17 protein-coding genes are annotated in these 19,121 nt (G+C 67.6%); 9 read left to right on the forward strand and 8 right to left on the reverse strand.

Annotation, left to right across the window (positions count from 1 at the left end):
- Positions 1-14 precede the first annotated feature (14 nt).
- Together ACW6W5_RS15620 and ACW6W5_RS15625 are read right to left on the reverse strand one after the other, a co-directional pair.
- Positions 15-407, reverse strand: a complete 393-nt coding sequence (locus tag ACW6W5_RS15620; protein ID WP_152153346.1) for a DUF3037 domain-containing protein — start codon at positions 405-407, stop codon at positions 15-17.
- Positions 385-1,161, reverse strand: coding sequence for a HipA family kinase (locus ACW6W5_RS15625; RefSeq protein ID WP_121037814.1), 777 nt, complete (start codon positions 1,159-1,161; stop codon positions 385-387). The genes ACW6W5_RS15620 and ACW6W5_RS15625 overlap by 23 nt, the downstream gene beginning before the upstream one ends.
- A gap of 208 nt (positions 1,162-1,369) precedes the next feature.
- Between ACW6W5_RS15625 and ACW6W5_RS15630 the strand changes: the two genes are divergently transcribed.
- From ACW6W5_RS15630 to ACW6W5_RS15650, 5 genes are all read left to right on the forward strand, one after another.
- Positions 1,370-3,841 (forward strand): S9 family peptidase, encoded by a 2,472-nt coding sequence (locus ACW6W5_RS15630; RefSeq protein ID WP_152153344.1) that lies wholly within the window; start codon positions 1,370-1,372, stop codon positions 3,839-3,841.
- Positions 3,842-3,977: 136 nt separating this feature from the next.
- On the forward strand, positions 3,978-4,424 hold the full coding sequence (locus ACW6W5_RS15635; protein WP_193222830.1) for a hypothetical protein: 447 nt from the start codon (positions 3,978-3,980) through the stop codon (positions 4,422-4,424).
- A gap of 95 nt (positions 4,425-4,519) precedes the next feature.
- Positions 4,520-6,817, forward strand: coding sequence for a patatin-like phospholipase family protein (locus tag ACW6W5_RS15640; protein WP_193222829.1), 2,298 nt, complete (start codon positions 4,520-4,522; stop codon positions 6,815-6,817).
- 48 nt (positions 6,818-6,865) lie between these two features.
- Complete coding sequence (locus ACW6W5_RS15645; RefSeq protein ID WP_152153340.1) at positions 6,866-7,198, forward strand: hypothetical protein; 333 nt, start codon at positions 6,866-6,868, stop codon at positions 7,196-7,198.
- A 14-nt stretch (positions 7,199-7,212) separates the two neighbouring features.
- The gene (locus tag ACW6W5_RS15650) at positions 7,213-7,884 is read left to right on the forward strand and encodes an HAD family hydrolase (protein WP_152153338.1); all 672 of its coding nucleotides are present in this window, start codon (positions 7,213-7,215) and stop codon (positions 7,882-7,884) included.
- Positions 7,885-7,916: 32 nt separating this feature from the next.
- Here ACW6W5_RS15650 and ACW6W5_RS15655 read toward each other — a convergent pair whose 3' ends face one another.
- The gene (locus ACW6W5_RS15655; RefSeq protein ID WP_152153336.1) at positions 7,917-8,456 is read right to left on the reverse strand and encodes an acyl-CoA thioesterase; all 540 of its coding nucleotides are present in this window, start codon (positions 8,454-8,456) and stop codon (positions 7,917-7,919) included.
- 82 nt (positions 8,457-8,538) lie between these two features.
- Between ACW6W5_RS15655 and ACW6W5_RS15660 the strand changes: the two genes are divergently transcribed.
- From ACW6W5_RS15660 to ACW6W5_RS15670, 3 genes are read left to right on the forward strand one after another with little or no spacing between them, the layout of a single operon-like run.
- Positions 8,539-9,114, forward strand: a complete 576-nt coding sequence (locus ACW6W5_RS15660; RefSeq protein WP_152153334.1) for a TetR/AcrR family transcriptional regulator — start codon at positions 8,539-8,541, stop codon at positions 9,112-9,114.
- A gap of 34 nt (positions 9,115-9,148) precedes the next feature.
- The gene (locus ACW6W5_RS15665) at positions 9,149-9,934 is read left to right on the forward strand and encodes an SGNH/GDSL hydrolase family protein (RefSeq protein WP_428999841.1); all 786 of its coding nucleotides are present in this window, start codon (positions 9,149-9,151) and stop codon (positions 9,932-9,934) included.
- A gap of 2 nt (positions 9,935-9,936) precedes the next feature.
- Positions 9,937-10,320: a hypothetical protein gene (locus ACW6W5_RS15670; RefSeq protein WP_152153332.1), complete on the forward strand. Its 384-nt coding sequence runs from the start codon at positions 9,937-9,939 to the stop codon at positions 10,318-10,320.
- Between the two features lie 22 nt (positions 10,321-10,342).
- On the opposite strand, the gene ACW6W5_RS15675 is transcribed toward ACW6W5_RS15670, so the two are convergent.
- The 5 genes from ACW6W5_RS15675 to hutI form a co-directional block, all read right to left on the reverse strand.
- The gene (locus ACW6W5_RS15675; protein WP_152153330.1) at positions 10,343-12,475 is read right to left on the reverse strand and encodes a TonB-dependent receptor family protein; all 2,133 of its coding nucleotides are present in this window, start codon (positions 12,473-12,475) and stop codon (positions 10,343-10,345) included.
- Positions 12,476-12,837: 362 nt separating this feature from the next.
- Entirely contained in the window at positions 12,838-14,505 is a 1,668-nt protein-coding gene (gene hutU, locus ACW6W5_RS15680; protein ID WP_152153328.1) for a urocanate hydratase, read from the reverse strand.
- Complete coding sequence (gene hutG, locus ACW6W5_RS15685; protein WP_152153326.1) at positions 14,502-15,335, reverse strand: N-formylglutamate deformylase; 834 nt, start codon at positions 15,333-15,335, stop codon at positions 14,502-14,504. Before hutG ends, hutU begins: the two co-directional genes overlap by 4 nt.
- Entirely contained in the window at positions 15,332-16,873 is a 1,542-nt protein-coding gene (hutH, locus tag ACW6W5_RS15690; RefSeq protein WP_152153325.1) for a histidine ammonia-lyase, read from the reverse strand. Before hutH ends, hutG begins: the two co-directional genes overlap by 4 nt.
- A gap of 23 nt (positions 16,874-16,896) precedes the next feature.
- Entirely contained in the window at positions 16,897-18,096 is a 1,200-nt protein-coding gene (gene hutI / locus ACW6W5_RS15695; RefSeq protein WP_152153323.1) for an imidazolonepropionase, read from the reverse strand.
- A gap of 63 nt (positions 18,097-18,159) precedes the next feature.
- Here hutI and hutF point away from each other — a divergent pair.
- Positions 18,160-19,121: formimidoylglutamate deiminase (gene hutF / locus ACW6W5_RS15700; RefSeq protein WP_458233658.1), on the forward strand; the 962-nt coding region annotated here is incomplete at its 3' end.

The following is a 19,121-nucleotide window of genomic DNA, read 5'->3' on the forward strand; positions in this document are numbered from 1 at the left end:
GGCAGCACCCGGCGCTACACCGGTACCCGCACCATCTTCCGCATCAGATGTTCCACCACACCTGATGGATCCACGGTGCGGCCCACATGCGTGCTCGACATCTGCACCACCGAGCTGCGTTTGGCGGTCAAGAAATGGAAACGTGCACGCGCCGGCAACTGCGCGATGGGGCCTGCGTTCGCATCGCCGCGGCAGATTGCCACGATGGCATCCAGCCACGGCTGCAGCCCTTCAATATCCAGGGCGGGCGCGAAGGCGCGCAGCCGTTCCAGATCCAGTTCGATCGCCGCTTCCAGGTGCTTGGCGCCCGGGCAGGACACGATGACCCCGACGTTGATGAACTCTTCGCGTTCCACGCGGGGCACCACGCGGATCACCGCATAGTCATACGTGTGCAGTGTGGGCACGGACGGCCTCCTGTACAAAGGCCGCGCGAACGCGAAGGCGGTGTTGCAGGTAATCGACATAGGCCTGGCGGTAGGCGGCCGGGCTGTCGAACACGGGTTCATCCACCAGCCAGCTGTCCGGCACCAGGCCGACGATGCGTTCGATCTCCGCATCGGGCAGCATCACCGCAAGACCGGCATCGACCTCGGCAATCTGCGTGGCGAAGGGCAGCAGTACATGATCGCGGATCAGCACGAAGGGCTTCTTGCAGGCCTCGCCCGCACTGGCCCAATCGTGATGGAAGTACATCGCTGCACCATGGTCGATCAGGTACAGCTTGCGATGCCACACCATCAGGTTGGGATTGCGCGCGGTGCGGTCCACGTTGCTGGTGAACGCATCGAACCACACGATCTTCGAGGCGAGTTCCGCATCGGGCTGCATCGCGGCCGGGTCGTAGTTGATCGCGCCGGGCAGGTAATCACTGCCCAGGTTCAGGCCTTCGCTGGCGCGGATCAGGTCCTGGATCTCCGGGTCCGGCTCGGTCCGCGCGAACTCGCGGTCGAGCTCGACGAACACGATCTCGGGGATCGGCAGGCCCAGCGTCCGCGCGATCTCGCCGGCGATCAGCTCGGCGATCAGGGCCTTCGGCCCTTGGCCAGCGCCGCGGAATTTGAGCACCACCATGCCGTCGTCGTCGGTCTCGACCACGGCGGGCAGGGAGCCGCCTTCGCGCAGCGGGGTGACATAACGAAGGGCGTGCACGGTTCGCACAGCGGCACCCGGAAGCAATGGAACGACAAGGGTACCGCACCGCGATACCGGTCTCGATGGCCGCCTGCGGCAGGCTTTGCCGGATCAGGTGAAAAGCCGCCGGCCATTTCTTCTGGCCCATCCTCGGGAAGGACGGCAGTGCTAGATTCGAGACGTGCCGACCGACGACCCTGCCGCGCCGGCTCCCACCATATCCAAGGGGACACGCATGCTTGCTCGTACGTTCTGGTCCACGGCGTTCACCGTGACAGCCTTCGCCACGCTGGGCACGATGCCGGCCCATGCCAGTGGCTACGCCACACCACCGGAGCGCCTGCTCAAGGTGCTCAAGGCACCGCCGCCGCCGATACCCAGTGTCGACCCGACCGGCCAGCGCCTGCTGCTGACGACCACGCAGACCTATCCCTCGATCACCCGCGTTGCCCAGCCGTACCTGAAGCTGGCCGGTGTGCGCCTGGAGCCCAAAAACCGCAGCCGCCACGACACGCCCGGCGGCTATGGCATTCCGCCGTGCGTGGGCGACTTCACCGTGGTGGAGACCGCCACCGGCCGCTCCACCAAGGTCGCCTTGCCCAGCGGTTGCGCCGGCATGGCGCTGTGGTCGGCTGACGGCCAGCGCTTCGCGTTCCAGAACGTGGCCGATGACAGCGTGCAGCTGTGGGTCGGCGATGCGGCCACCGGTCAGGTCCGCCAGGTGCCGAAGGTGGCGCTCAATCCGATTTTTGGCAGCACCGTGCAGTGGCTCGGTGGCAGCCAGCAGCTGCTGGTCAAGCTGGTACCCGCAAAGCAAGGTCCGGCGCCAAGCGCCGAAGGGGCGATCGGCCCGGACATCCAGGAATCGCTGGGGACGGCGGGCGAAAGCAGTACCTACGAAGCCCGCGATACGCTGACCAGTGCGTACGACGAGGCGCTGTTCGCCTATTACGGCCAGTCGCAGCTGGCGGTCGTGGATACCACCTCCAACACCGTGCGCACCGTGGGTGCCCCGGCGTTGCTGGACAGCGTCGGGGCCGCACCGGATGGCGTGCATGTGCTCACCAGCACGCTCAAGGCACCGTTCTCGCACGCGGTGACCTACCAGCGTTTCGCCAATGACGTGACGGTGCTGGATATTGCCCGCGGCCGCAGCACGCCGATTGCCAGCCTGCCGCTGGCCGACCGCGTACCCGTGCACGGCGTGCCGGAAGGCCCGCGCGATTTCGATTGGCGCGCGACCGATCCGGCCACGCTGGTGTATGCCGAAGCCTTGGACAAGGGCGATTGGAAAGTCACCGTGCCGCATCGTGACCGCGTGCTGATGCTCAAGGCCCCGTTCACCGCCAAGCCTACCGAGATCGCCCGTACCGCGCAGCGTTTCGAAGGCCTGGCCTGGACCGCGCAGCCTGACGTTGCTTTCCTGGATGAGAACGACGAGAACCGCCACTGGCGCCAGACCCGCATCGTCAACGTGGACAACCCAAAGCAGGAAGGTCGCCTGCTGTGGGATCTCTCCAGTGATGAGCTGTACGAGGACCCGGGCAATTTCGTGTACCAGCGCCTGCCCACCGGTGCCTACGTGGTGCGCCAGGAAGGCAACAGCGTGTTCCTGCGCGGGCAGGGTGCTTCGCCGCAGGGGGATCGTCCCTTCCTGGATGCACTCAACCTCGGCAGCCTGAAAACCGAGCGCCTGTTCCGCAGCGATGCCGATGCCTATGAGCAGTTCATCGGCTTCAGCGCGATGCCTGGCCACCTCCTCACGTGGCACCAGTCGGTGACCGATGCACCGAATGCGTTCGTGCGCCTGTTGGGCGAGCGGGTCGCCGCCGCCACGCCGGGCGAAGCGCAGTTCGCGTCGAAGCCGGACGCACTGACCCACCTGGTGGACCCGACCCCCGAAGTGCGTCAGATCAAGAAGCGCCTGGTGACCTACAAGCGCGCCGATGGCGTGGACCTGTCGTTCACCCTGTACACGCCGCCGGGGTACAAGGAAGGCCAGCGCGTCCCAGCGATTCTCTACGCGTACCCGGCCGACTTTGCCAACGCGGCGCAGGCGGGGCAGGTGTCCGGTTCGCAGCAGACCTTCACCCGTCTGGCGCCGTACCGGCTGATGCTGCTGGCCGGCTACGCGATCATCGACAACGCCTCGTTCCCGATCGTCGGCGACCCGAAAACCGCCTACAACACGTATCTGGAACAGCTTGAAGCCGATGCGAAGGCCGCGGTGGACAAGGCCGTGGACCTGGGCGTGGTCGATCGCAACCGGATTGGTGTCACCGGGCACAGCCATGGGGGTCTGATGACCGCCAATCTGATCGCGCATACGGATCTGTTCAAGGCCGGGGTCGCCACTAGTGGGTCGTACAATAAGACGTTCACCCCGTTCGGCTTCCAGAACGAGCGTCGCTCGGTGTGGCAGGCACAGGACGTGTACCTGAAGGCCTCGCCGTTCTTCTACGCCGACAAGATCAAGCTGCCGCTGCTGCTGGTCCACGGCGAGGATGACGCCAACCCGGGCACTGAGCCATTCCAGTCGCGCAAGCTGTTCCAGGCGATCCGCGGCAATGGCGGCACCACCCGCCTGGTGATGCTGCCGCACGAACCGCATTGGTACACCGCGCTGGAATCCAATGAGCAGCTGGTGTCGGAAATGCTGACCTGGTTCGACACCTATGTGAAGAATGCGCCGCCGGCCAAGCGCTGAGGCGAGACATTGGTAGCGCCGCTCATCAGTGAGCCGCGATACGCATCAGAACCACGGCCGCCCTAAATGGGCGGCCGTTCTGCATTCCTCGGCGGGGGATGGAATTACACTCGGGTCAGACCACAAGGACGCAGGCATGGATATCCAGTCTTGGGGACCGGCGGGCAGCGGGATCGTTGGCGGCATCATCGCCACATGGCTCGTCGCGTACTGGGCGAGGGGACTGCAGACGCACTACCGTGGCTGGTCCCGGGCCGCGCTGCGGCGCCGTCACCGCACCACGATCCGGGTCGCCAACATCCTGTTTTTCGTGGGGCTGTTCAGTGGCTTGGCCCTGTACCCGCTGGGCGGATTCGCCAGCAACGATCACCGGCCGGCATTGCTCGGCTTCGGGCTCGCGTCGCTGTTGCCCCTGCTGGCACTGGTCGTCATTCCGTTCCTGACCGGTCGAAGCATACGGGAAGCGTTCGTTGCCTTCGCGATCGGCCAAGGGGCGCCGGTATGGGCCACCTATCTGCCGCTGGCTGGCGGCCTGGTCTGCCTGGTCGTGGCACTGGTGGGCTTTCTTCCCATCGGCCGTTGAGATGGCGGACCGACGCGCGACGGGTGGACCTCGCCCGGCCCGGCAGGCAAAGTGCGCTTCAAGGGGATGACGGGTGCCGGGGAATGAGGGATCGAATGCAACAGGCACAAGCACACGCCACCGGCAGAGCCACGCGGCGTGTTGGCAGCCGCTGGCTGTTCGTCCTGGCAGCGCTGGCGTGCGCCCCGCTCATGGCGGTGGCGCAGACCGCTACCGCGCCCGTTGATTCCGCAACGCGGGATCCCGACCGCCCCCGCACCTGCCTGGTCCTCGGCGGTGGCGGTGCCCGCGGCGCGGCCCACATCGGCGTGCTCAAGGTGCTCGAGCGCGAGCGCGTACCGATCGACTGCATCGTCGGCACCTCGATGGGCGCGGTGGTCGGCGGTCTGTATGCCTCCGGCTACACCGCCGACGAGATCGAGGCGGTGCTGGACCGGATCGACTGGGCCGAGGTGCTGCGCGACAAACCGCCACGGGATGAGCGCAGCATGCGCCGCAAGGAAGATGACCTGCGCCTGCTCGGCGGCGTCGAAGTCGGCCTGAGCAACGGCAAGATCGCGTTCCCGCAGGGGCTGATCCAGGGCCAGAAGCTGGAGATGCTGCTGCGCCGCCTGCTGCTGCCGACCTGGCAGGTGCGCGACTTCGATCATCTGCCGATTCCGTTCCGGGCCATCGCCACCGATATCGTCAGCGGCGAGAAGGTGGTGTTCGCACAGGGCGATCTGGCCTTGGCCATCCGCGCGAGCATGTCGGTGCCGGGCGTGTTCGCGCCGGTGCGCTATGAGGACCATCTGCTGGTCGATGGTGGGGTGGTCGACAACGTGCCGATCGATGAGGCGCGGCGGCTGGGCGCGCAGCGGCTGATCGTGTCGCGGGTCGGCTCGCCGCTGATGACCGAAGCGCAGCTGGATTCACCCTTGGCGATCAGTCACCAGATGGCCAGCGTGCTGATGCAGCGCGAAGTACTGGCGCAGTTGGCCACGCTCGGCCCCCAGGATCTGCTGATCACACCGCCGCTGGGGGATATGGGCAGCCAGGATTTCAACCGCTCACCACAGGCGGTCGGCGTCGGTGAGCAGGCCACGCAGGCCGAGGTCGCGGCAGTTCGTCGCTTCCAGGTGGATCACACCCGCTACGCCGCCTTCCACCGCCAGCATCGGCCGCCGGCATATGAAGCGCCGATCGTGGCCTTCATCGATGTGCTGCGCGATAAGACACGTACCGCGCGCTATATCGAGCAGCGCCTGACGCCGGAGGTCGGCCAGCCGCTGGCGCCGGACCGCGTGGAGCAGAACGTGGCCACGGCCTACGGCGAAGGCCGCTACCAGCAGGTGCAGTGGCGGCTGGAAGAGCGCGACGGGCAACAGGGCCTGGTGCTTGCACCGCAGGACAAACGTTGGGGTCCGGATTTCCTGCATTTCGCGCTGCGCCTGTCCGATGATTTCGACGGCAGCAGCAACTACCAGCTCATCACCGAGCTGACCCGTACCGGCCTCAGCGAGCAGGGCGCGGAGCTGAAACTGCGCGTGGGGCTGGGCGAAGTCGAAGAGGCCTTCGCCGAGTACTACCGGCCGTTCGGCAGCAGTGGCCGGCATGCGCTGTCCACCTATGCCAAGTACCGCGCCACCGATCTGGACCTGGCCCTGATGCGCGGCGGCGCACTCGCCGAGTTCCGCTACAGCCAGTGGCTGGGCGGGCTACGCTGGGCATATTCGCCACATCCGGATTGGGAAATCGCGCTGTTCGGCGAGCGTGGCCGTGAGCGCCTGCGCCTGGACGTCGGCAACCCGACCGAGCTGGGCAATTACCGCGCGGACATGGGCAGCCTCGGTTGGCAGCTTCGGCACGATTCGATCGACAGTTCGGCTTTCCCGAGTCGCGGCCAGCGCGTGTCAGTGACGCGCCAGCACTATCTCGACGCGCTCGGCACCGACAATTCGGCGGCGGTGACGCGGGTGCAGTGGGATGGGGCATGGGCACACGGCCAGAACCGCTGGCTGGGGGGCCTGCGCGCCTCCTCCGCACACGGTGGCGATGACCTGCTGGCCACCTACGGCTTCCTGGGTGGGCTGGGCAATCTGTCCGGCTATCCGGAAGAATCCATCTTCGCGCCGCAGACCGCGCTGGCCCGGGTGGTGTATTACCGTCGCGTCGCGCACGCCGATTCGCTGCTGACCATCCCGCTGTACGTCGGTGGGAGCGTGGAGTGGGGCGGATTCTGGCAGCGCCGCGAGGATGTCAGCCTGGATGGCATGCAGACCGCAGGCAGCCTGTTCGTCGGTGCCGATACGTTCCTGGGACCGGTGTTCCTCGGCTACGGCCGCGCGCAGGGTGGGCACACTTCGTTCTATCTGACCTTTGGCTCACTGCTGCGGACGCTGGATGGGTTCTGATGGGTTCTGCGCTTTATCCTGTGCAGCCATGTTGTTGGTGTGATGCCGATGAAATCGATGTTCCTGGCCGTGGTGCTCCTGCTGTCTGCCGGCCACGTGCATGCCGCTGATGCACCGTCGCTGCCCGCAGCGTGGACGCAGATCGGCATCACCGTCGGCATGCCATACGCGCAGGCCAAGGCGCTGCTCATCAAGGCCGGATGGCTTGTATCCGCGCCCGACAACGAGGGCACGCCCGTCTTTGCCGCGCATCCCGAAGTGGATTGCGGGCAGGGCTGGGACGCGATCTGTTCGGCAGGCTTCCATCGCGGAAACGAGGCTTACGGGTTGGTGCTCACACCGACCGATGATGACAAACTGCTGGTGCAAGGCGTCTTCTGAAAGGAGTGACACGGATGTCCAAACCTGACGTGGTGGTATTCGATTTCGACTTGACGCTGACCGGATGGGAGACCGCAAGCCGGTTCTTCAAAACGCTGCTGCGACGCCAGCCGTGGCGGATCGCCGGTGTGGTGCTGGCGCTGCCGGTGCTGGTTCCGCTTTGGGCGCTGCCGCACACGCGGCGGCTGCCCGTCCGCTTCGCGGTCTGGATGGCCACGTTCGGACGTAGCGGTGAGGCGCTGGCTGCGCTTGCGGTCGCGCATGCCGACGAGGTGTTTGGCGGACCGGAGCCGGTGTTCCTGACGCAGGGCGTGGAACGGCTGCGCGACCATCTCGCGCAGGGCGACCAGGTGGTCATCGCCACGGGGTGTTGGGAGCCGCTGGCGCAGGCGCTGCTCGAACGCGAGGGTCTGCAGGACGTCCCATTGGTCGCCTCCACCCTGCGCTCCTGCCTGGGAGGGTGGGTCAGCGAGCGTCATTGCCTGGGTGAGAACAAGATTCCGATGCTGGCCGAGCGCGGGTATCCGCCGCCGTGGCGCGTCGCCTACACCGATCACCGCGCCGATCTGCCGCTGCTGCGCAACAGCGCGCAGTGGTATCTGGTCAGCCCGGGGGAGAAGTGCCTGCGCCTGATCGAACAGACGATGATGACCAAGGCGCAGATCCTTCCCTGGCGCGACGCCTGAGCGCTCCTGACACTGCGCGACCAGCGCGAGCCTCAGTCCTCTTTCATCGCCACTTCCGCCGCAAGCAACGCCTGCGCGGCCCTGCTCAGTTCCGGCGAAGGCACGATGGGCGCGCCGATGGCCTCCATCATCTGATCGGTGGAGACGAACCGGCGATGCCGGCGGTCGTAGATGCCGGTGATCAGCAGTGCACGCGTGGCCACTTTCTCCTCCTCGCCGATCAGCACCCGCTGCTCCATGATGATGCGCGTGCCGACCCAGCCGGCCAGCCGCGTCTCCAGCACGAAGCGCTGGAACGGCTTGAGCTCGCGCCGGAACTGGATGCTGCCGCCACTGACGATCGGGGCCCACTTCGAGCGCCATGCCACCCGGCCCAGGCCCATGCGGAATACCAGATCGAGCCGGCCCAGGTCGAAGATCGTCCAATAGCGGCCGTTGGTCATGTGCAGGTTGCTGTCGATGTCGTTGGGCAGCACCCGGAAGGTCAATCGCGACACGGCCAGCGGGGCGGTGAGTTTGGCTCGGAACGGCGAGGACAGCAGCAGGAACAGCAGGCGGAACCAGAGATTCATGGGCGTGGGTGCTCATCTATAACAGTCGTCATAATTCAAATACGCTAATCTATGACACTCGTCTTAGCAAGGAGTCCGGCCCATGAGCGCACGTCATTCCGATGCACCGCAGCGCGTTGTGGCTGCAGCCGCGGAAATGCTGGCCACCTACGGACTCAATGCCTCCAGCGTCCGCGAGGTTGCCAAGCGCGCGCAGGCGCCGTTCGGTTCTACGTATCACCACTTTCCGGGCGGCAAGCAGCAGGTGCTGGCCGAAGCCACGACATTGGCGGGTGCCAAGGTGGATGCGCTGCTCGATACCTGCCTGCAGGGAGCGGCCCCCGAGGGGCTGCACCTGTTCCTGGCCGCGTGGCGCGAGCGCTTGATCCGTTCGGATTTCCACGTGGGCTGCCCGGTGCTCGCGGCGGCGGTCGAAGAGCCGATCGACGATGCCCCCGACGATGCACGGCGGGCCGCGGCCGAGGTATTCGCGCGCTGGGAAGCCCGGCTGACCGAAGCGCTGGCCCGCGGTGGCCGCTCGCCCGAGCAGGCCAATGGCATTGCCACCATGATCATCGCCAGCATCGAGGGCGCGGTGGCGATGAGCCGGGCCACGCGCGACATCGGCCCGTTCGATCGCGTCGCAGCGCAGCTTGTTTCCCTGGTCGCCGATCGCTGAGACTGTCGGCCTGCCGCAACCGGAGTGCCGCGCTTTGACCGCCTTGATCCGTTCCACCGTGTTTGCCGCGACGCTTGCCGCATGCGCCCTGCATCCGAGTGCGCACGCGCAGGAATCGCCTGCGACCAACCCGTTGTATCGGGTGCCTGCCGACCAGGCGACGCCCGCGCAGGTCACGGAGATGCAGCAGCGCCTGCTGGACTGGCCGCAACTGCAGCGCTACCGGGCCGAGAATGCGGCGTTGGCGCCGGTCGCGCCGGGGACCAAGCGCGTGGTGTTCTACGGTGACTCGATCACCGAAGGCTGGGGGCCAACCGGCAGTGAGCGTTTCTTCCCGGGCAAGCCCTACGTCAACCGCGGTATTTCCGGGCAGACCACAGCGCAGATGCTGGTGCGCTTCCAGCAGGACGTCATCGCGCTGAAACCGGCGCTGGTGGTGATCCTCGCCGGCACCAACGATATCGCCGGCAATACCGGGCCAACCACGCAGGCGATGATCGAAGACAACCTGCACGCGATGGTGGAACTGGCACAGGCCCACAATATCCGCATCGTGCTGGCCTCGGTGTTGCCGGTCAGCGATTACCCGTGGCAACCCGGCGCGCAGCCCGCGGGCAAAGTGACGGCGCTCAATCGGGCACTGCGCGCGTATGCGGAGCAGCAGGGGCTGGTCTATCTGGATTACCACACCGCCATGACCAACAAAGACGGCGGCCTCGACCCGGAACTGGCCGCCGATGGCGTGCATCCCACGCCGGCAGGTTATGCGCGGATGGTACCGTTGGCCGAAGCGGCGATCGCGCGGGCGCAGGCGCGTTGACGATGAACAATCCCTACTCGGTGGCGGTACGAGCCTCGCTCCCGCCTGCCGCGCGCGGCTACGGCCTGCTGGCGGTGGGCGTGCTGAGCAGTGGCTTGACCGCGATCGTGATGACCGCCATCGGGTTCTTTGTGGTGCCGCAGTTCCAGGAGGTGTTCACCAGCTTCGGCGTGGCGCTGCCGTGGCTCACGCGCGCGCTGATCCACGGGTATGGCTGGGCCTGGATCGCGCCGGTGCTGGTGCTGCTGCAGTGGTTTCGCGGCCCGGGCGGCCTGTATCGCCCCCATCTGGCGGCCGTGCTGGGCGTGCTGGCGATGCTGGGCGGTGCGCTGGTGACGGTGTTCGGGCTGTATCTGCCGATGTTCCAGATCGGCGCGGTGGTGTGAGGCACCGCGCCGTCCGCAGCGCTCAATCGAAGCGCCAACGCACCCCGGCGTACACACCACGCCCATCACCGGGCGTCGAGCGCGCGACATCCTTGCCCGCGTCGTCGTAGCCCGGCGTGACCGTGGCGGCGTAGTGGCGGTCGGTGAGATTGCGCAGCTCCGCCCAGGCCTGCCAGCGGCCGCCGGGGGCGTCGTAACCGATGCGGGTGCCGAAGATGACGTGACTATCAGCGGCCATGCTGTTGGCATAGTCGACGAACATTTTCGACGCGTACTCGGTGTTCAGCCCGGCGTAGAAGCCGGCCGGGTGGTCGTAGCGCAGTTCGGCCTGGTAGTAGTGGCGCGGCAGGCCGGGCAGGCGATTGCTGCCGAAGCGCGCATCATCGCGGTAGCGGAAGTCGCTGAAGGTGTAAGCCTGGCGCAACGACAGCCGCCCGCCGACGCCTTGCCACAGCGCACTGTCCAGACCAGCTTCGATGCCGCGGTGCACGGTCGGGCTGGCGTTGGATTCGGCGATGAACAGGTTCGGCACCGTCCGCACTTCCACGGTGAGCAGTTCGTGGTTGAGGCGAGCGTAATAGCTGGTCAGCTCCCAGCGGCCGAGTGCGCTGTCGCCGCGCGCGCCGAGTTCCAGCGTGGTCGCGGTCTGGTTGTCCAGGTTCACCGGCGCGCGCTGGCGGCCGGTGGAGGCACCGTTGCCGGCGGTGAAGTACTGGTTCGAGCCCCAGATCATCGACCAAGGATGCGCAGGTTCCACCGAGCGGCTCAGGTTGCCGAACCACTGTGTCTGCGGCGTCTGCTGCCAGGTGAAGCCCAGCCGCGGTGCATAGTCCCATTGCCGCTCGGACAGCCGTTCCGGCGTGGCCGGCCAGGTGACCTGCACATCGCGGCGGGTGTGGATCAACGCCATGCCGGTCTGCAGGCGCAGCGTGTCGCTCAGCGCCAGATCATTGCCGATGTGCAGCACGCTGTCGGTGCCGTAATGCTCAACGTCGCGGGTGTGCGTGCCGGCCGCATACCCGTTGCTGGAAAAGCGCAGGGTCTCGCGCACGTTGGCATCCAGATCGTGGGTGACGCGCAGGCCGATCGTGGTCACGCTGTCATGCCCGAACAGCGCGTGCCGGCGTCGGTAGTCGAGCGTGCCGTTGAGGTTGGCGTAGTCCAGCTGCTGGCGGTACAGGCTCTCGTTCAAGTCCATCGGGTACTTGTGGTACACGAGGCCGGCCTGCAGCGACGAATCTGCATCGATGGTGTAGGTGGTGGTATTGCCGACCCACGTGCTGCCCGGCTGCGGGCGGCGTGCGTCGATGGCCACGTTGGCCGGGTTGGCGGCGCGGGGATCGTTGCGGATCTGCGCGCGGGTCAGGCGTCCCGGAGTTTCGTGATCGGTCTCGCGGTAGCGCAGGAAGAAGCGCGTTTCCAGATCCGGGGTGAGCTGCCAGCCGAGGTTGGCCACCGCACCCTTGCCCTTGCCGGCGGCGTGCTGCTGATAGCCGTCGTACTCGGTGTCGGTGTAGGCGATGAAGTAATCGACAGCGTCCCGCACGCCACCCAGGCTAATCCCGCGCTTCTGGTAGCCGCGTGCGCCAGCTTCGTAGTGCAGCTCCAGCCCGGGCGTATCGCGGCCACTGCGGGTGATGTAGTTGATCGCACCGCCCAATGCCAGCGCGCCGCGCTCGAACCCGTTGGCGCCGCGCAGGACCTCGACGCGGCTCAGCCACAGCGGCTCCAGCAGCTCGTAAGGCGTGCCACCCGGGCCGGTCAGCGGCAGGCCATCCAGCGAGACCGACAGGCCGGAGGCATGCGCACCCGGCGCCCGGTTGAGGCCCGAGCCGCGGATGGAGACCTTGACGCCTTCATTGCCGGCACTCTGCGCGCTGATACCGGGCTGATAGGCCAGCACATCGGCCGTGCTGGCGACGCGGCCCTGGCCGACCTCCGCCAGATCCACCACGTTGCCCGCACCGGCGACCCGGTCCAGCGCGCGGCGCGCCGCCTCGGTGGCGTCGGCGGCGGTGACGTTCACCGCATCCAGGGTGACCGCCTGACCGGCGGGCGCGGCATGGGCGGTGTCGGTGGCGGCAAGGCTGGCCAGCAAGGCAGCCGCGAGCAGGGACAGGGCAGGGGCGGTGTAGCGATTCGGGAGGGTGGTCATTCGTTCGCGGTATCAGTGCGGACACGGCCCACGTCGCCGCGGCACCCTGTCAACTTCATGTGGGGCGCGCAAGTTAACAGGATGTTGCGGGTTCGTCACCCTTGTGGGGCGTGTGGGTGACGAACGCCGACGGCGGGATGTCCGTAGTGCCGGCCGCTGGCCGGCTCGCCAGGATCTACGCGATCCCGTCGCGTGAGAACCATCATTGCGTTGTTGCCGGCCAGCCGCCGGCACTACGTGTTATTTCGGTGGCTGCCGGCCAGCGGCCGGCACTACCTTGAGTGTTATTTCGGTGGCTGCCGGCCAGCGGCCGGCACTACCTTGAGGTGTGGGCCGCGGCCGTGAGCCGGGGCCTACCCGCATCAGCCCAGAATCCCAGGCAGATCCAGCCCCTTTTCCTTCGCGCAGTCCACCGCGATCTCATAGCCCGCGTCGGCATGCCGCATCACGCCCGTGGCCGGGTCGTTCCACAACACGCGGGCGATGCGCTTGGCCGCCGCCTCGGTGCCATCGCAGACGATGACCATGCCCGAATGCTGCGAGAAGCCCATGCCGACGCCGCCGCCATGGTGCAGCGAGACCCAGGTGGCGCCACTGGCGGTGTTGAGCAGGGCGTTGAGCAGCGGCCAGTCGGAGACGGCATCCGAGCCGTCCTGCATGGCCTCGGTTTCGCGGTTGGGTGAGGCGACACTGCCCGAATCCAGGTGATCGCGGCCGATCACCACCGGTGCCTTCAGCTCGCCATTGGCGACCATCTCGTTGAAGGCAAGGCCCAGTCGATCACGATCGCCCAGGCCGACCCAGCAGATGCGCGCGGGCAGGCCCTGGAACTTGATCTTCTCGGCGGCCATGTCGAGCCAGCGGTGCAGGTGCGGGTTGTCCGGGATCAGCTCCTTGACCTTCGCATCGGTCTTGGCGATGTCTTCCGGATCGCCGCTCAGCGCGGCCCAGCGGAACGGGCCGATGCCGCGGCAGAACAGCGGGCGGATGTAGGCGGGCACGAAGCCGGGGAAGTCGAAGGCATCTTCCACGCCTTCTTCCAGCGCCATCTGGCGCAGGTTGTTGCCGTAATCCACGGTCGGTACGCCGAGCGAGTGGAAGCCGAGCATGGCGCGGATGTGGTTGGCCATCGATTCGCGCGCGGCGGCTTCCACTTCCTTCGGCGCGGAGACGCGCTTGTCGTCCCATTCTTCCACCGTCCAGCCCTGCGGCAGGTAACCGTTGACCGGATCGTGCGCGGAGGTCTGGTCGGTCAGCAGGTCCGGCTTCACGCCGCGGATCAGCAGCTCGTCCAGCACGTCGGCGACGTTGCCGAGCAGGCCGACCGAGAGCGGCTTCTTGGCGGTGCACGACGCTTCGATCAGGCGCAGCGCTTCGTCGAGGTCGTCGGTCCAGGTGTCCAGATAGCCGGTACGCAGGCGCATCTCGATGCTGCTCTTGCGGCATTCCACCGCCAGGCACGAGGCGCCGGCCATCACCGCAGCCAGCGGCTGTGCGCCGCCCATGCCGCCCAGCCCACCGGTGAACAGCCACTTGCCGGCCAGGCTGCCGTTGTAGTGCTGGCGGCCCATCTCCACGAAGGTCTCGTAAGTGCCCTGCACGATGCCCTGGGCGCCGATGTAGATCCAGCTGCCGGCGGTCATCTGGCCGTACATGGCCAGGCCCTTCTTATCGAGCTCGTTGAAGTGGTCCCAGTTGGCCCAGCGCGGCACCAGGTTGGAGTTGGCGATCAGCACGCGCGGGGCGTCCACATGGGTGCGGAACACGCCGACCGGCTTGCCCGACTGCACCAGCAGGGTCTGGTCATCTTCGAGCCGCTGCAGGGTCTCGATGATCTTGTCGTAGCTCTCCCAGTCGCGCGCGGCGCGGCCGATGCCGCCGTAGACCACCAGCTCCTGCGGGCGCTCGGCCACGTCCGGGTGCAGGTTGTTCATCAGCATGCGCAGCGGGGCTTCGGTCAGCCAGCTCTTGCAGGTCAGCGTGGTGCCGGTCGGGGCGAGGATGGTGCGGGTGGAATCGAGACGGGTCATGCAGCACTCCGGGACGTAGCGAAGTCGAGACAGGCATCGAGCACCTGCTGCAGCGTGGCGCGCAGCGGGGTGGCGTGATCGGGATCCAGCGGCGTGGGCCAGCTGTGCTCATCCACGGCCTCGGGCTCGTGCATGTAGCCGCGGCAGGCCAGCTCCATCTGCAACGTGTGCACGCCGCCGGGGATGTCGCTGTAATGGCGGGTGATGTAGCCGCCCTTGAAGCGGCCGTTGCGCACATGGCTCATGCCGCTCATCGCGCACAGATTGTCGACCACGTCGGTCAACGCGTTGTCGCAGGTGGTATCGCCGTTGGTGCCGAGGTTGAACTGCGGCAGCTGGCCATCGAACAGGTGCGGGATGTGCGAGCGGATCGAGTGCGCGTCATACACCACCACGGTGCCGTGCCGGGCACGCAGGCGCGCGATCTCCGCGGCGAGGGCGTCGTGGTAGGGCGCGAACCAGGTATCGCGGCGGCGCGCGATCTCCGCCTCGTCCGGGCCGTGGCCATCGCGGTACAGCGGCTGGTTGTCGAAGGTGGTCAGCGGGCACAGGCCGGTGGTGTTCTGGCCCGGGTACAGCGAGGTGCCGCTGGGGTCGCGGTTGACGTCGATGACCGATCGCGACACCGCGGTGCGTACGGTGGTGGCGCCCATCTGCTGCGCGAAGGCGTACAGCTCATGCACCCACCAGTCGGCGTCGCGGCGGGCCAGCCACGGCGAGACGAACTGCGCGGCCAGTGCATCGGGCAGCTCGGTGCCCGTGTGCGGGAAGCTGACGATCAACGGCACATCGCCGCGGTGGATCTGCAGCCAATCCGGTTGGGAAGTCATGCCAGCGGCTCCAGTGGCGGCAGGATGTCGTCCAGCCCGGCAGCCAGCACGCCACTGCGCACCAGGTCGGTCGCGGCCACCATGTCCGGGTGGAAGTAACGGTCGTCTTCCAGCGTCGGCACCTGCGCGCGCAGGCGCTGGCGTACGGCTTCAAGTGCATCGCTGGAGCGCAGCGGGGCATGGAAATCGCAGCCCTGTGCAGCGGCCAGCAGCTCGATGCCGATCACGTTGGCGGCGTTCTCGGCCATCGCTATCAGGCGGCGCGCACCGTGTGCGGCCATCGAGACGTGGTCTTCCTGGTTGGCCGAGGTCGGGATCGAGTCGACGCTGGCCGGATAGGCGCGCTGCTTGTTTTCCGAGACCAGCGCCGCGGCGGTGACCTGCGGAATCATGAAGCCGGAATTCAAGCCGGGCTTCGGGGTGAGGAAGGCGGGCAGGCCGGACAGGGCCGGGTCGACCAGCATCGCGGTGCGGCGCTCGCTGATCGAGCCGATCTCGCACACGGCCATCGCCAGCATGTCCGCCGCGAAAGCGACCGGCTCGGCGTGGAAGTTGCCACCGCTCAGCGCCTCGTTGGTATCGGTGAATACCAGCGGATTGTCGGACACACCGTTGGCTTCGATCGCCAGCGTGGTGGCGGCCTGGCGCATCACGTCGAACGCGGCGCCCATGACCTGCGGCTGGCAGCGCAGGCAGTACGGATCCTGCACGCGCACGTCGTTGTCGCGGTGCGATTCGCGGATCGCCGAGCCCTGCATCAGGGTACGCAGCGCGGCGGCGGTGGCGATCTGTCCGCGCTGGCCGCGGATGCTGTGGATGCGCGGGTCGAACGGGGTGTCAGAGCCCTTGGCCGCTTCCACCGAGAGCGCGCCGGTGACCAGCGCCGCGCGGAATACGGTGTCGATCGCGAACAGACCGGCCAGTGCATAGGCGGTGGAGTACTGGGTGCCGTTGAGCAGGGCCAGGCCTTCCTTCGCGCCCAGCACCAGCGGGGCCAGGCCGACCTTGGCCAGCGCCTCGGCCGCCGGCAGGCGCTCGCCCGCCACGAAGGCTTCGCCGACGCCGATCATCACGCTCGCCAAGTGCGAGAGCGGGGCCAGATCGCCGGAGGCGCCGACCGAGCCCTGGCACGGAATCACCGGAATGAAGTCGTGCTGCAGGAAGGCTTCCAGCAGGGCCAGCGTCTGCGGGCGGATACCGGAGGCGCCCTGCGCCAGGCTGGCCAGCTTCAACGCCATCATCAGGCGCACCACGGGGGCCGGCATGGGCTCGCCGACGCCGGCCGCATGCGAGAGCACGATATTGCGCTGCAGGGTTTCCAGGTCGTCGCGCTCGATGCGCACGCTGGCCAGCTTGCCGAAGCCGGTATTGATGCCATACACCGGCGCGCCCTTGGCGACGATGTCGGCCACGGTCTGCGCGCTGCGCAGCACGGCCGCGGCCGAGGCCGGGTCCAGCCGCACCCGCGCGCCGTCATGGATCGCGCGCCATTGCGCCAGCGTGACGGCGCCGGGGTGCAGGGTCAGGGTAGTGCTCATGAAATCTCCAGACATCACTAGATTCAGACGGGTTGGCCGCGCATCACGCGGCCGTGCAGGGGGTTGAAACCCATGCGGTAGACGAGGTCGGCAGGCGCCTCGATGTCCCACAGGGCGAGGTTGCAGTCCAGGCCGACGGCGAGCCGGCCGATCCGGTCCTGCCGGCCAAGGGCGCGCGCCGCTTCACGGGTGAAGCCGGCGATGCACTCCGCCACGGTCATGCGGAACAGGGTGGCGGCCATGTTCATCGCCAGCAGCGGGCTGGTCAGCGGCGAGGTACCGGGGTTGGAATCGGTGGCCAGCGCCAGCGGTACGCCGGCGGCGCGCAGTGCGGCGGTCGGGGGCAGGGTGGTATCGCGGGTGAAATAGAACGCGCCCGGCAGCAGCACGGCCACGGTACCGGCGCTGCGCATGGCGTCGATGCCGTCGGCGTCGAGGTGTTCGATATGGTCGGCCGACAGTGCGCCGTGACGTGCCGCCAGGGCAGCACCGTGCTGGTTGCTGAGCTGCTCGGCGTGGATCTTGATCGCCAGCCCGTGTTGCTGCGCGGCGAGGAAGACCTGCTCGGCCTGCGCGGCGCTGAAGGCGATGTTCTCGCAGAACACGTCCACCGCCTCGGCCAGCCCGGCCGCCGCGACGGCCGGAATCATGACGTTGCAGACCTCGTCGATGTACTCCTGCGCCTGTCGGCCGGGCGGGATCGCATGCGCGCCGAGGAAGGTCGGCACGATCTCGACCGCGCGTTGGCGGCCCAGTTCGCGCGCGACGGTCAGCTGCTTGGTCTCATCGGCCAGGGTCAGCCCGTAACCGGATTTGATCTCGAGCGTGGTGATGCCTTCGGCCAGCATGGCATCCAGCCGCGGCAGGCTGGCGGCCAGCAGGTCGGCCTCGCTCGCGGCGCGGGTGGCGCGCACGGTGGTGACGATGCCGCCGCCGGCGCGGGCGATGTCGGCATAGCTCACGCCCTGCAGGCGCTGTTCGAACTCGCCAGCGCGGTTGCCGGCATAGACCAGGTGGGTGTGGCAGTCGATCAGGCCGGGGCTGATCCAGCGCCCGGCGCAGTCGATGCGCTGGGCCGGCTGCAGGTGATCGGCAGAACCGGCCGCACCGACATGCACGATGCGCCCATCGGTCGCGGCGATGACGCCGTCCTCGATCACGCCCAGGCCCGGGCCGTCGACGGTGATCAGGTTGGCGTGGTACCAGAGGGTGTCACAGTGCATGGCAGCAACCACATCGGTGTATATGTCTATACAATATAGACGCCTCTTCCGGGATGTCCAGTGATGCCAGCCACCCCCGCACCGATCCTTCGTTTCCACGCTGCCCACGCGCTGCTGCCACACGGCTGGGCGCGCGATGTGCGCATCCTCAGCCAGGGTGGCACGCTCCTCGAGGTGACCGAAGGTGTGTCGGCCGCGCCGGGCGATACCGCGCTGGCGATCGCGGTGCCGGGCCTGGGCAACCTGCACAGCCACGCCTTCCAGCGCGGGATGGCCGGGCTGACCGAGATCGGCGGCAACAGCGGCGACAGCTTCTGGAGCTGGCGCGAGCTGATGTACCGCTTCCTGGCGCATCTGCAGCCCGAGGCGATGCAGGCGATCGCCGAGCAGGCCTATGTGGAGATGCTGGAATCCGGCTTCACCCGGGTCGGCGAGTTCCACTATCTGCACCACGGCCCGGACGGCGCGCCGTATGCCAACCGTGCCGAAATGGCCGAGCGCATCGCCGCCGCCGCCCACTCCAGCGGGATCGGCCTGACCCTGTTGCCGGTGTTCTACGCGCATGCCGATTTCGGCGGCGCCGCGCCGAATCCGGCCCAGCGCCGTTTGATCCACGACGTGGACGGCTTTGCCGCGCTGCTGCAGGGCTGCACGCGCGCGCTGCAGAACCAGGACGATGCGGTGCTCGGTTTCGCCCCGCACAGCCTGCGCGCGGTGACCGGCGAGGAACTGTCCGCGCTGCTGCCGCTCAACACCGGACCCGTCCACATCCACATCGCCGAACAGACCCGCGAGGTCGATGCCTGCGTCGCCTGGAGCGGCATGCGGCCGGTGCAGTGGCTGTACGAACACGCGCCAGTGGATGCGCGCTGGTGCCTGGTGCATGCCACCCACATCACCGAGGCGGAGATGCAGCAGATCGTCGCGAGCCGTGCGGTGGCCGGGCTGTGCCCGATCACCGAGGCGAACCTGGGCGACGGTCTGTTCCCGATGCAGGCCTTCGCGCGTGCCGGCGGCCGGTTCGG

The organism is Stenotrophomonas sp. IS26 (genome assembly GCF_054188265.1).